The sequence below is a fragment of the Clostridium intestinale DSM 6191 genome (genome assembly GCF_900130055.1).
GTDB classification, from domain to species: Bacteria; Bacillota; Clostridia; order Clostridiales; family Clostridiaceae; genus Clostridium_T; species Clostridium_T intestinale.
This window is the reverse complement of the sequence record NZ_FQXU01000004.1, coordinates 374,194-388,076: the sequence shown is the minus strand read 5'-3', so window position 1 is coordinate 388,076 and position 13,883 is coordinate 374,194. Positions and strand designations below refer to the sequence as shown.

The 13,883-nt window shown below is 30.3% G+C and carries 14 protein-coding genes; 12 read left to right on the top strand and 2 right to left on the bottom strand.

Annotated elements, in window-relative coordinates:
• The first annotated feature begins 133 nt into the window (after positions 1–133).
• The 12 genes from BUA92_RS05715 to BUA92_RS05660 all read left to right on the top strand — a co-directional run bounded on the left by BUA92_RS05715 (position 134) and on the right by BUA92_RS05660 (position 13,156).
• Complete coding sequence (locus BUA92_RS05715; protein ID WP_073017631.1) at positions 134–580, top strand: PTS sugar transporter subunit IIA; 447 nt, start codon at positions 134–136, stop codon at positions 578–580.
• A 7-nt stretch (positions 581–587) separates the two neighbouring features.
• Positions 588–1,415 carry a BglG family transcription antiterminator LicT gene (gene licT / locus BUA92_RS05710; protein ID WP_073017629.1) on the top strand — a complete coding sequence of 276 codons (828 nt, stop codon included), beginning with the start codon at positions 588–590 and terminating at the stop codon, positions 1,413–1,415.
• A gap of 132 nt (positions 1,416–1,547) precedes the next feature.
• Positions 1,548–2,930: a PTS transporter subunit EIIC gene (locus BUA92_RS05705; protein ID WP_073017627.1), complete on the top strand. Its 1,383-nt coding sequence runs from the start codon at positions 1,548–1,550 to the stop codon at positions 2,928–2,930.
• Between the two features lie 10 nt (positions 2,931–2,940).
• On the top strand, positions 2,941–3,756 hold the full coding sequence (locus BUA92_RS05700; protein ID WP_073017625.1) for an MBL fold metallo-hydrolase: 816 nt from the start codon (positions 2,941–2,943) through the stop codon (positions 3,754–3,756).
• 454 nt (positions 3,757–4,210) lie between these two features.
• Entirely contained in the window at positions 4,211–6,874 is a 2,664-nt protein-coding gene (locus BUA92_RS05695) for a PRD domain-containing protein (protein WP_073017622.1), read from the top strand.
• 62 nt (positions 6,875–6,936) lie between these two features.
• Positions 6,937–8,208 carry a PTS sugar transporter subunit IIC gene (locus BUA92_RS05690; RefSeq protein WP_083553419.1) on the top strand — a complete coding sequence of 424 codons (1,272 nt, stop codon included), beginning with the start codon at positions 6,937–6,939 and terminating at the stop codon, positions 8,206–8,208.
• 44 nt (positions 8,209–8,252) lie between these two features.
• On the top strand, positions 8,253–8,555 hold the full coding sequence (locus BUA92_RS05685; protein WP_073017620.1) for a PTS sugar transporter subunit IIB: 303 nt from the start codon (positions 8,253–8,255) through the stop codon (positions 8,553–8,555).
• Between the two features lie 22 nt (positions 8,556–8,577).
• Entirely contained in the window at positions 8,578–8,883 is a 306-nt protein-coding gene (locus tag BUA92_RS05680; protein WP_073017618.1) for a PTS sugar transporter subunit IIA, read from the top strand.
• Positions 8,884–8,942: 59 nt separating this feature from the next.
• On the top strand, positions 8,943–9,707 hold the full coding sequence (locus BUA92_RS05675) for a ChbG/HpnK family deacetylase (RefSeq protein WP_073017616.1): 765 nt from the start codon (positions 8,943–8,945) through the stop codon (positions 9,705–9,707).
• A 115-nt stretch (positions 9,708–9,822) separates the two neighbouring features.
• The gene (locus BUA92_RS05670; protein WP_073017614.1) at positions 9,823–10,656 is read left to right on the top strand and encodes an alpha/beta hydrolase; all 834 of its coding nucleotides are present in this window, start codon (positions 9,823–9,825) and stop codon (positions 10,654–10,656) included.
• Positions 10,657–10,772: 116 nt separating this feature from the next.
• Positions 10,773–11,672 carry an ROK family protein gene (locus BUA92_RS05665; protein ID WP_073017612.1) on the top strand — a complete coding sequence of 300 codons (900 nt, stop codon included), beginning with the start codon at positions 10,773–10,775 and terminating at the stop codon, positions 11,670–11,672.
• A gap of 17 nt (positions 11,673–11,689) precedes the next feature.
• A complete protein-coding gene (locus tag BUA92_RS05660; protein WP_073017610.1) occupies positions 11,690–13,156 on the top strand; it encodes a glycoside hydrolase family 1 protein in 1,467 nt (488 codons plus the stop codon).
• Between the two features lie 127 nt (positions 13,157–13,283).
• On the opposite strand, the gene BUA92_RS05655 is transcribed toward BUA92_RS05660, so the two are convergent.
• Positions 13,284–13,502 carry a DUF2922 domain-containing protein gene (locus BUA92_RS05655; RefSeq protein WP_073017608.1) on the bottom strand — a complete coding sequence of 73 codons (219 nt, stop codon included), beginning with the start codon at positions 13,500–13,502 and terminating at the stop codon, positions 13,284–13,286.
• A gap of 41 nt (positions 13,503–13,543) precedes the next feature.
• Positions 13,544–13,768 (bottom strand): DUF1659 domain-containing protein, encoded by a 225-nt coding sequence (locus BUA92_RS05650; RefSeq protein WP_073017606.1) that lies wholly within the window; start codon positions 13,766–13,768, stop codon positions 13,544–13,546.
• Between the last annotated feature and the right edge of the window lie 115 nt (positions 13,769–13,883).

The window sequence follows — 13,883 nt, the reverse complement described above, 5'->3', positions numbered from 1 at the left end:
CAGTTGCGATGTATTTTATTTATGATATAATAAAAACATAGAGTTTAGGATTGTTATTATTAAGTTAAGCAAGACCTGTTTCTAAGATTTATTCTTGAAACAGGTCTTTTTTGTTTTGAAAGGAGACGTTGAAATGAAAGTAGTAAGTCCTATTGATGGAGAAATGAAGTTGTTAAATGATGTAAATGATGAAGCTTTTGCAAGTAAAATGATGGGGGATGGTATAGCTGTAACTCCGAGTAATGGGATAGTATATGCACCTGTTAGTGGTGAAATAACAATGCTATTTCCGACTAATCATGCATTAGGAATTAAGACTAAAGAGGGGGTAGAGTTGCTAATACACATAGGTATTGATACTGTGGAACTTAATGGAAGAGGTTTTACTGGTTTAGTTAAACAAGGTGATGTTGTTGATATTGGAGATAAGTTAATAGAATTTGATGTAGATTTAATAAAAAATTTAGGATATGAAAGTGATATTATGATAATTATAACTAATACATCGGATTTTAATTCTATTAATTATATTTCAAAGGATACTCTTAAGCATGGTGATTATATTCTTGAAATAATGTAGGTGAGATATGTATATAAAACACATATTAAATAATAATGCAGTAGTTACATTAGATACCACTGGAAAAGAAGTTATTGTTAAAGGTAAGGGAATAGCTTTTAAGAAGGCAGTTGGAGATGAGATTGATGAAAGCAAGATAGAAAAAAAATTTGTTCTTGATAATAAAGAAACAAGTCGTAATTATCAAGAAATAATAATTAATATACCTAGCGACTGTATTGAAGTAAGTGAAGAAGTTATTGAAGCTATAAAACAAAATATTGATAAAAAGTTAAGTGACAAGATATATGTAACTTTAACTGATCATATTTCTAATTTACTAGAAAGAATATCTATGGGAATAACATTTAATAATATTTTATTATGGGATGTTAAACGTATGTATAAAGAAGAGTATAAGGCAGGCTTAAAGGCAGTTGAGATAATCAGAGAGAGATTTGATATAAAGGTATCAGATGATGAGGCCAGTTTTATAGCTTTGCATATTGTAAATGCTGAAATGAATGTAGAATTTGAGAAAGTTTTTGATATTACAGCAATGATTGATAGGGTATATTCTATTATAGAAGAAGAATTTAATTTAGAAGTAGATAAAGACAGCTTGGCATACAATAGATTTATTATTCATCTTAAGTTTTTTTTCGAAAGAATTGTCAATAAACAAAGTCTTGAAATAGATACCTCGGATAATCTCTTAAATATGATGAGAAAAGAATATCCAAAACAATACGACTGTGTTGAGAAAATTGTAGACTATATTTCCTCGAAATATTCAGAACCTATTGATGGAGAGCTTATATATTTAATGTTGCATGTAGTAAAACTAACTAGTTAAAAAGAGAGTTTTACTTATTATATAGTGTTATTAATGGAGGTGAGTTTTTTTTAACTGGATGGTTACGGTAAGGCCGGCTAGACCTTTATTTTATTAATTAAAATCATTAATTATAAGATGGAGGTAATTTGTATGAATTATGAATTATTAGCAAAAGAAATTATAAAGAAAATTGGGGGAAATGAAAATGTTAATAATGTTGCTCACTGTGCAACAAGGCTTAGGTTTAATTTAAGAGATAAAGAAATTGTAGATGCTGAAGAAGTTAAAAAAATTGAAGGTGTTATGGGAGTAGTCGATAAAGGTGGGCAGTTTCAATTAATTATAGGGCCTCAGGTAAGTAGCTTATATGATGAAGTAATAAAACTAGTAACTCATAAAGACGTTGTGGAAGTCAAAAAAGAAAAAATACAAGAAAAGAAATCTTTTAAGAACATTATAAACACTGTATTTGACTATCTTGCAGGAAGTTTGACACCATTAATACCTATTCTTTTAGCTGCATCACTATGTAAAACTATTGCAGCTATTATTGGTCCAAGTTTGTTAGGGGTAGTATCAGATACAAGTGATATTTATACTTTATTTACCTTTGTAGGGGATGCAGGGTTCTACTTCCTACCAGTTTTTGTAGGATATACAGCTGCTAAAAAGTTTGAATGTAATCAAGCTATAGGTATGTTACTTGGTGGAATACTTATACACCCTACCTTTATAAATATGGCTCAAAATAAGGTTTCATTTAGTGTTTATGGAATCCCAACCATAATACAAGGATATTCAAGTACAATTATTCCGATGATGCTAATTGTTTGGGTTATGTCATATGTAGAAAAATTCTTTAAGAAATATTCTCCAGATGTATTAAAGGTATTTTTAATTCCTTTTGGAACATTAATTGTAATGCTACCTCTAGCATTATCTGTTCTTGGACCTTTGGGAGGATTTTTAGGAACTTATGTCTGTGAAGGAATATTAGCTATAAATAGAGTTGCGGGTCCACTAGGCGTAGCTATAATCGGAGGAACTTTTGCTATATTAGTGTTAACTGGAATGCATCCTCTATTATTTACTTACTTATTTGTTACATTCCCAACCATAGGCTATGATAACTTCTTGTTACCTGGAATATTATGTGCAAGCTGGGCAGGAACAGGGGTAGCTATAGCATGTATATTTAAATTTAAAAATAGAGAGAAAAAATCTTTGACTTTTGGATATATAACTACATGGTTTTTAGGAGGAGTAGGAGAACCTTTATTATATGGTATATCAGTTACTTACAAAACACCGTTATATGCTGGAGCTATTGCAGGTTTTGGTGCAGGATTAGTTGCAGGATTATTAAAACTTACTGCTTATGTATTAAATACATCTAATGGAGTTTATGGATTAGCGGCTTTTGTAGGAGGTTCGACATCCAATTATGTTGCATTAGTAATAACTGTTGCTGCATCTCTTATCATAGGTTTTGTAGTTATGTTATTTATGAAACTTGATGAAAATATAAATTAGAGGTGATAAAATGGAGCTTTTTAAATCAGAGAAATTAAGTGATAGATTATATCGTATTACTGAATTTAGTGGAGTATGTTGTTATCTGATAGTTGGAGACAATAAAGCCTGCCTTTTAGATACTTGTTGTGGTTATGGAAATATTAAAGAGTATGCTGAGACATTGACAGATAAACCTATATTTCTAATATTAACTCATGGGCACTATGATCATATGGGGGGAGCAGCTCTATTTGATGAAGTATATATGAATCTTGATGATATGCCTGTATTTAAGAATCATGGAGATATGAAGTTAAGGATCAAAGAAACAAAAGCATTTCCACAGACTGCTCATGTTAAAGAAAAGGATATTGTTCCAACGAGAGTTGGAGAAATCAAAGATATAAAAGATGGTGACATCTTTGACTTAGGAGGAATTACAATTAAGATGATTCTTGTGAAAGGACATACACCAGGAATGATGTGCCCTCTTATTCAAGAAGAAAAATCTATAATTTTTGGAGATGCTTGCGGAGTAGGTGTTTTATTATTTGATGAATATTCATCAAATGTATCAGAATATAAAAATAGTCTATTAAATTTAAAGAAATATGAACATTTATATAATACAGTATATCGTAATCATGGTACATTCTTCTCCAATAAAGATTTATTAGATAATGTTATAGAGTGTTGTGATTTAATTCTTGGAGGAAAAGATGATCGTGAGCCGGTAGAGATTCACGGATATAAATTATTTGCAGCTAGAAAAACTAATAATGGGCATAGTAGAGCTGACGGAAAAGAAGGAAATATAATGTATGCTTTAGAAAAAGTAAAATAGACTTACAAAGCTCTTCAATGTTATACAAAAAGTAGGGAATACAAAAAAAAGGTTTAGCGAAATGCTAAACCTTTTTATATGGCAAGAAAAATATGAATACTATAAGTCAAAGTACTAAGGGGAGGTAAAGGAAATTCAAATGTTAATAAAAGGTTAACAAATAATGAATAAAAGGTAAAATATATATTTAAATTAAGAAAAGTTGTGTATGTAATATTTTACATATAAAATTAAGAGTGTATAAAACTGCTACACACTTAAGAAAAAGATAAAAATGATTTTGAACACTAGAATAAGTGTATCTATATAATTAATCAAATAGTGTACAAATAGATAATACAGTGTATTAAAAATCTATGAAAAATGAGCATTTTAGCGTTATTGACACACTAAAATTCATATAGTATCTTTTATCTATAGTATTAAGTGTATAGCTTCTTTGGGAGGTATTTTGATGAAGACTAATAGAGAAATAATTCTTCAATTTATGAAAGAGAATTCAGACTCAACCAATTATGAAATATCTAAAGGGGTATCTACACAATACTTATCTGAATGTTTAGTTATGCAGAGGACCAATATAAGCAGTATATTAAATACTTTGGTTAAAGAAGGGATTGTTGAAAAGATTAATGGTCGACCGGTTCTATATAAAATTAGAACAAAACACTCTCTCCAAAATGGAGAACAATCTTGCTTTAATCAATTAATTGGTTGTGACGGAAGTCTTAAGAATGCAGTTCAATTGGCCAAGGCTGCAATTCTTTATCCACAACATAGCTTACATTCATTAATACTAGGACCATCAGGAGCAGGTAAAAGTTATTTTGCTAATTTAATGTACCATTTTGCAATTGAGAATAAAATCATAAAAGAGGATGCTCCATTTATTAAATTTAACTGTAATACTTATAATGATAATTCAAAACTTATGATTGAAGAGCTGTTTGGAAAAGATAGAGATAATTTTGTGGAACAGGCTAGAGGCGGAGTACTATTTATCGATAATATTGAGTTGCTTCCTACTATTGGAAGAGATAATCTAGTCAGAATAGTTGAAAATAACAACAATATGAAAAATAATACCGATGTCATCATAATATGTGCAATGAATGACAACGTAAACAAAAATTTAATTGATACTTATAACAGCTATTTCTCAATTAAGATTCAAATATCAAAGTTAGAAGAACGAACATTAAAAGAAAGACTTGAAATGATTGAAAGGTTCTTTTCTATCGAAGCTAAGAGGAGTAATAAAATTCTTAATATTAATTCGGAACTTATGATATGCTTATTACTTTATAATTGTGAAGCAAATATAAAACAATTAAAGAGAGATATTCAATTAGGGTGTGCCAATGCATATGTAAGAGAATTTAATACTGAAAAAAACAACATATGGATTTACATGTCAGACTTTCCTTATAATGTGAGGACTGGACTACTAAATTTTAAAAATCATAAAAATGATATAAAAGAACTGATATCTGATAATTATGAGTATAAGTTTTCTATAACAGAATCTACAATAACTTCTATTAATGAAAAAAGTTTAACAGATCAAAAGAGTATGTATGATTGGATAGATGAGAAAGTAAACGAGCTTAGACAAAGGGGAATTGAAGAACAGGATATAAATACAATAATAAGTATAGATATTGAAACTGAGTTTAAGGAGTATAGTAAAAGACTAACCAATCAAGTTATTAATGAAGATCAGCTATCAGAAATCGTAAATAGTCGTATTATAACAATGGTCAAAGAATTTTTAGAAAAGGCAACACAGAAATTTAACAAGGTATATCCTATATCAATATTCTATAGCTTGTGCTTGCATTTGAACTCAACTTTGAGCAGAAAAAATAGAGGACAAAGATTAAGCAACGAACAAATAATGGAGATTATAACAAGATATAATGATGAATATGGGTATTGTATGAAGTTTATAAGTCTTTTGGAAAGAGAATTTAATGTGAGGCTTCCAATAGATGAAGTAGTATTTATAACAATGTTTATGACCAAAGATTCATTAGAAATAGAAAAAAGACATCCCGTAGTTTTAGTTGCACTTCATGGAGATTCGGCTGCAAGTTCAATTGTTAATGTAGTTAATTTTATGAGTAGTAATAAAACCTATGCTTATGATATGCCTTTAGATAAAAGTACTAATATAGCTTACGAAGAGTTGAAATCCTTAATAATAAAAATACATCAAGGAAAAGGAGTATTTGTCATATATGATATGGGATCATTTAAAACATTGTTTGAAATGATTTCAGCAGAGACAGGAATAGAGATTAAGTTGTTGCAAGTTCCTATTACTTTGATAGCACTGGATTGTACTAGGAAAGTTATGATGGATGGGAGTTTAGATGATATTCATAATAATTTAATGAACAGTTACACCTCTTTATTACCTATAAATCAAGAGAACTATTATAAAGCAAATAGTAAAAAAGTAATCCTGACTTTATGTATGAGTGGTAAAGGAGCTGCTATTCAGATAAAAAGCTATATTGAAAAACATATACAGCTTAATGATATTCAAGTAATTCCTTTATCAGGTATAGATAAAGATGTATTAATAGAAGAAGTTAATAATTTTAAAGAGAAATACGATATACTTTGCGTTATAGGAGGATATGATCCAGAGCTTTTAGGGATACGCTATCTACCAATCACAGATATTTTTCAAAATGAAGCAAGGGAGTTAAAGCAATTACTTAATTTAAATTCAAGCAATATTGAATTTAATGATAACTTTGACGCAATTTTTAATCATTTAAAAGAAGAATTGGTATTGGTTGATATAGACAAGCTAAAGATACATTTAATTAAAATAATTGATGAAATAAATCATACGCAAGGGTGTAATTTTACTCAGGAGCAAAGGCTAGCATTAATGATACACATAGCTTGCTGTATAGAACGTATACACGAAAAAGCAATCATACCAGTAAAGGTTTTTAAGGATGATATAATTAGCAAAAACTATGACTTATATAAATGCATAAAGAAAAATCTTTCAATTATAGAAGAAGAGTTCAATGTAAAATTTGACGATAATGAATTTGCAAATTTAATATCTATAATTAAAATGTCTAATAAAGGTTAGATAATGAAAAAGAATTACCTTTAAACCGTACGTTATTATATTAAAGTAAGGAGAAATGAAATATGTCTAACATAATGGAAACCATGGAAAAAAAGGTTATGCCGCCAATGGCTAAATTAAATAAAAATAAAGTCATAAAAGCCCTTACAATGGGAATGATGGCCACAATGCCACTTACTCTTGGAACCTGCTTAATAGCAATAGCAGTAAATTTTCCGCTAAAGTCTTGGACTGATTTTCTTGCAAAAACTGGAGTAGATGTGCATATGAATGCCGTCATTAATGGGACAACCCAGCTTATGGCATTATACATTGTATTTGCCATTGCATATAATTATGCAAAGTTAAAAGGACATGATGGCATGACAGCTAGTATGTTGTCTTTAGGTTCATATATTATTCTAATGCCACAACAAGTTATGGTTGATAATGCACCAATACTTGCACTAACAAAAAACTATTTAGGAAGTACAGCTATTTTTGGTGGAATGATTATAGCCTTACTAGTAACACATTTATATTGTTATCTCGATAAAAAAGGTCTTGTAATTAAAATGCCTGATAGCGTGCCTGAAATGGTATCTAAATCATTAAGTCCAACTTTTATAGCAATAATAGTTTTTATAGTTGTATTGTTTGTACGTATTGGTTTTGCTGCTACAACATATGGTAATGTATACGATTTTATTAATGGAACAATAGGATCACCAATAATGAAATTCGGAGCATCACCTTGGTCTGTTGTAATTGTATTTATGATTATAAATTTCTTATGGTTCTTTGGAATACATCCTAACACTATATTAAGTGTATATATGCCAGTACTTATAACTGCTGGTACAGCAAATATTGCTGCATTCCAATCAGGACAACCGTTACCTTATTTTGCCTTCTCAGCAATAGCTGCATATATAGGACTTGGGGGAGCTGGGTCAACACTAGGATTAGCAATTTGTATGCTAACTGCAAAGTCAGAACGTTATAAGACAATGGGAAAACTAGCTATTGTACCATCATTATTTAATATTAATGAACCATTGATATTTGGTGTACCTATAATGTTTAATCCGATTTACTTTATTCCAATGATTTTATCTACACCAGTAGGTGCCTTGGTTGGTTTGATATTTATTAAGCTTGGAGCTCATGCTAAAATGAATCCATCAATTAGCTTACCTTGGACAATGCTATCACCAGTAGGAGCTGCTATTACCACCGGATTATTTGCATCTTTAGGAATCTGTTGCGCTATCTTAGCTGTAACAGTATTATACTTCCCATTTTTCAAATATGCAGATAGACAAGCTTTGAAAGAAGAGTCTATTGGTGAATAAGAGTATTTAATAGTATCAGTAAATTAATAAAGGAGAGATGTAAAATGATTAATATATTATTATGTTGTTCAGCAGGGATGTCAACTAGCATATTGGTAAAAAAAATGAGACAAGCAGCTGAAGAAAAAGGGCTTGAAGCTGAAATATGGGCTATACCTGAGTCAGAATTAGAAAAAAACAAAGATAAAGCAGATATAGTATTGTTAGGACCTCAAATTCGTTATGCTCTTGAAAATGTAAGGGAATCAGTTGGAGCAGATAAACCAGTAGAGGTAATTGATATAAGAGACTATGGAACAATGAATGGCAAAAAGGTTTTAGAATTGGCTTTATCTAAATTAGCTTAAATTATAGAAAGGAGATCATACCATGGAAGGTTTGGAGATGACTTGCTTTGAGATTATTTCAGCAGTAGGTTCTGCACGTTCTTGTTATGTAGAGGCAATACAAGCTGCAAAAAAGGGAGATTTCAATAAAGCAACTAATTTAATGAATGAAGGTAAAAAATTATTTCAGGACGGACATAAGTTTCACAAAGTATTAATTGAAAATGAGTCATCTGGTAAGAAAATAGAAGCTGGATTATTGCTAATTCATTCTGAGGATCAAATGATGAGTGCTGAAGTGCTAGAAATTATGGCACGTGAAATTATAGAACTCTATAGAAATAAATAGATACTTGGGGTGTTTTATTAACACCCCTTAACAATATTAAAAAAAGATAGGAGGCAGAAATGATTAATGTAATTATCAATGCAGATGATTTTGGTATGTCAGAAGCATTTAACTACGGTGTTATTAAAGGATATAGAGATGGTGTTGTATCTTCAACAACATTGATGGTAAATATGGATGCAGCGGAACATGCAGTCTCATTAGCTAAAGCTTTTCCAGATTTATTTATAGGACAGCATACAAATTTAGTATTAGGAAAACCTTGTTCTAATCCCAAAGATATTCCATCGCTAGTAGATGAAAACGGATATTTTTGGAGTTCTTCTTACTACAGAAATGGTAGCAAAAGTTTTGTATATGAAGATGTAAAAAAAGAGACTGTTTCACAGATGGAAAGATTTAAAGAACTACTTGGCTATTATCCACAACATATAGAAGGACATTCAGTTTTTGGAGAAGTTGTAGAAAAGGCATTTAAAGATATAGCATTAGAATATAACATTCATGCTTCATTATTTTCTGAAAATTTACATGGATATAAGGAAACAGTAGGCTCAAGTGACTTTAAAACTATGATGAACATAATGTCAAAAGGACTTTCTGTTGAGAACATACTTAACGATGATTTGAATATTTTAAACTGTGATGGCAAGATTGTAGAGTTACACTTTCATCCAGGATATTTAGATCAATTTATTTTAGATAATTCTACTCTTACTACACCTAGGTGTAAGGATCTTGAGACCTTATGCCATGACAAAGTTATTAGTTGGTTTAGGGAACACTCTATTAATCGTATTAGCTTTGGAGAATTAAGACAATAAATAAAAAGTATATTTAAATATATCACTGATTTTATAAGTAAGAAAAGGATAACGTCACTTAAAAGCGAATTATAAAATTAAGTAAAAATGCAAAAAATTTAAAGGAGTTGTTAATATGGCGCTAATTCAAGCTAATTTTATATCAAAATCTTTGTTTAGGACAGTTACTATTAATGTGATACTACCAGTTGATAGAATTTTATTACCAGGTATGGTTGAAGGAGAACAGAAACCATTTAAGACTTTATATTTACTACATGGAATATTTGGTAATTATACTGATTGGGTTTCTGGGACTAATATTCAGAGATGGGCAGAAGAAAAGGGCTTAGCTGTTGTTATGCCTTCAGGAGATAATGCATTTTATCTAGATAATCCATTAGCTCAAAATAATTACGGAGAATTTATAGGAAAAGAGCTTGTTGAAGTAACTAGAAAAATGTTTCATTTATCTCACAAAAGAGAAGATACTTATATAGCAGGTCTTTCAATGGGGGGATATGGAGCTCTTAGAAATGGTTTAAAATACAATGATACTTTTGGTTATGTAGCAGCACTTTCAGCTGGATTAATTCTTGATAATATTGATAAAAGAACAAATGATTCCGAGTTCTTTTTGGAGAGGCGTAGCTTTGTGGAAGAATTTTTTGGGGATCTTACAAAAGTCGAAAATAGTGATAAAAACCCTAAGTGGCTTTTAAAAGAGTTAATTGATAAGAAAGCCAATATACCTAATATATACATGGCATGTGGCGAACAGGATCATTTGATTGAAGCAAACAGAGATTTTAGAAATTATGTAGAAAAGCTTGGTCTTGATATAACTTATGAAGAAGGACCTGGGGGACATGAATGGGATTTCTGGAACAGATATATAAAGAAAGTGGTTGATTGGTTACCTTTAGAAAGTAGTGATGCAGGTATTAATAGTGGAAATATAGGAAGGTAAATATAATTTTAATATTTACGTGGGGAAAAAATGAATACTAAAGACTTTTTATTATATCTACAATAGAGATATCACTCAACTATATGAAATAACAAATATAACCAAGGGGGATTCAAATGAAATATTTAGTACTAGATATAGGCGGAAGTGCAATTAAATATGCACTAATGAACAGGGAATCAGAGTTCTTAGAAAAGGGGAAGGTTAAAACGCCTAAAGATTCTTTAGAAACATTTGTTGAAGTCATTGGAGAAATTTATGATATATACAAAGATCAAATTGAAGGTATTGCAATAAGTATGCCAGGACGAATTGATAGTGATAGAGGATATACTTTTACTGGTGGAGCATTAACATATAATGATAAAAGAGATATGGTTGATATACTTAAAAAGAGATGTCCGACTTCTATAACTATAGAGAATGATGGGAAATGTGCTGCACTTGCAGAAGCTTCATTAGGTAATCTATCGGATTGTAATGATGGAATAGTAGTAATATTAGGAACAGGCATAGGTGGAGGAATAATAAAGGATAAAAAACTTCATAAAGGTGCTGATTTTATTGCAGGTGAGTTTAGTGTTATTATGACTAGCTCAAACACTAAAAAAAATCCAATGGAATCTATGTGGGCAAGAACCTGTGGAGTTAACGCACTTATAAACGAAGTAGCTTCAGTGAAAAATATATCTGAGGAAGAGATAAATGGTGAAAAAGTATTTGAATATGCTAATTCAGGAGATAAAGAGGTATTAGAAATATTAGATGAATATTGTTATAAAATAGTTGTGCAATTATTTAATTTACAATACATTTATAATCCAAAAAAAATAGCTATAGGAGGAGGAATAAGTGCACAAAATATTTTAATTGAATATATACAAAAAAATATACACGAATTAGCATCCATGATACCAGTGGATTTTCCAGCACCTACTGTTGTGGCGTGTAAGTTTAGAAACGATTCAAACCTAATAGGTGCACTACAAAATTTTATTAGTAAAAGTAACGTTTGAAAGGAGATATAAATAATATGAGTTTTCCTAAAAATTTTTTATGGGGTGGGGCTACTGCCGCTAACCAATACGAAGGTGGATATTTAAGTGGTGGAAAAGGTCTAGCAACTGCTGATACAGTTACTGACGGTGATATGAAGAATCCAAGAAAGATAGTTATTGAATTAGAAAATGGTGAAAGAAAGACAATATCAAGATTTGAAGATGTACCAGAAAATGCAAAAGCAATAGTGGAGGAGAATAACTATTATCCTAGTCATGTAGCTACTGATTTTTATAATCATTATAAAGAAGATATTGCACTAATGGGGGAAATGGGATTTAAGACCTTTAGAATGTCTATAAATTGGACACGTATTTTCCCAAATGGGGATGATGAAATAGCAAACGAAGAAGGTTTGAAGTTTTATGATGAAGTTTTTGATGAATGTCATAAACAAGGAATTGAACCATTAGTAACTATAAATCATTTTGATTTACCGCTAAACCTTGCTATTAAGTATGAAGGCTGGTTACATAGAGGAACAATAGATTTCTTTGTAAAATATTGTGATACAATTTTCAGAAGATATAAAAATAAAGTTAAATATTGGCTTACCTTCAATGAGGTTAATTTTTTGAGAAGTTATCTAGAATTGGGTATTACGAATGCTTCTAATATACAAAAGCAACAACAAGCAATATATCATCTTTTATTAGCAAATGCTAAAATTGTTAAATTAGGACATGAAATCAATCCAGATTTTAAAATAGGTCTTATGATAGCTAATATTCTTTTCTATCCAGAGACTTGCAATCCTAAGGATTCTATAGCTGAAATGGAAATTTCAAGAGGTTTTAAAGATTTCTATTATGATGTTCAATGTAGAGGATATTATCCTTCTTATAAATTAAAAGAATTAGACAGACAAAATGTTGTTTTAAAGAAAGAGGTAGGTGATGAGTATATCCTAAAAGAAGGAGTTGTAGACTTTATTTCTTTTAGTTATTATAATTCTTCAGTTATATCTACTAAAAAGAATTCTGAAGGTTCATTTGGAAATCAGCTAGCTGGTGTAAAAAATCCATATCTAAAAGAATCAGAGTGGGGATGGCCAATAGATGCAGAAGGCTTAAGATTAGTTCTTAATAGGCTTTATGACAAATATCAATTGCCACTAATGATAGTAGAAAATGGATTGGGGGCTTTAGATACAATCGAAGCTGATGGTTCAATTAATGATGATTATAGAATTGACTATTTAAAGGAACATATTAAACAAATCAAAAAAGCAGTTGAATATGATGGGGTTGAGGTTTGGGGATATACTCCTTGGGGATGTATAGATTTAGTCTCAGCTGGTACAGGAGAAATGAAAAAACGTTATGGATTTGTTTATGTTGATATGGACGATAAGGGAAATGGAACATTAAAAAGAGCCAAAAAGAAATCCTTTGAATGGTATAAAAAAGTTATTGAAACTAATGGTGAAGACTTAGAGTAATAGAAGTTTATTTTATAGAATAATTATAAATTTCAGAAAGTTATACTATATAAAGCACCTATCGTCGATAGGTGCTTAAAAATATAGTTCGCTTAATTTATTTTTTTACTTAGAATAGATACTAAGATTATTGTAAATCAAACTTAGTAACTGCTCTTTGGGTTAACTGAGCTGTATACTTACCAGTTAATGATCCATTTTTACTTAAGAAAACATCTTTAGCTATAATAGTATCCATTAAAGCTGATATCTCAGATTTAGTTATGTCACTCTTAACACCAGATACTGTCATGGAAACCTTGTCCCCAGTTTCAGTAACAAAAGTCATTGATAATGAATATTCCATAATTTCATCTCCTTTCTATAATAAAATAAATTGATTAAAACTTAAACATTAGCGATTTTTGATGTTTCATTTAATAAGTAATCACGAGCAGGATTACTTAAAACACCTTTGATGGCTTCAGCTACATCAAATACATTTTCGGGAGCAGCATTAATCTTAACACCTGAGAAGTTTTTCTTCTTATAGACAACTTTGCCAGATCCATTAACACCATTCTCCACTTCAATAGCAAGAGAAGTAGAACTTAAAACCTTACTAACAGCCATATACCTCACCTCCTTTCCATGCACTTCTGTCCTGTAGAGGCTTCTTCCCAAGCCTCATCAAATCCGTTTAGCTTCTGTACTGTAGAGACTTCTTCACAAGTCTCATTAAACTCTT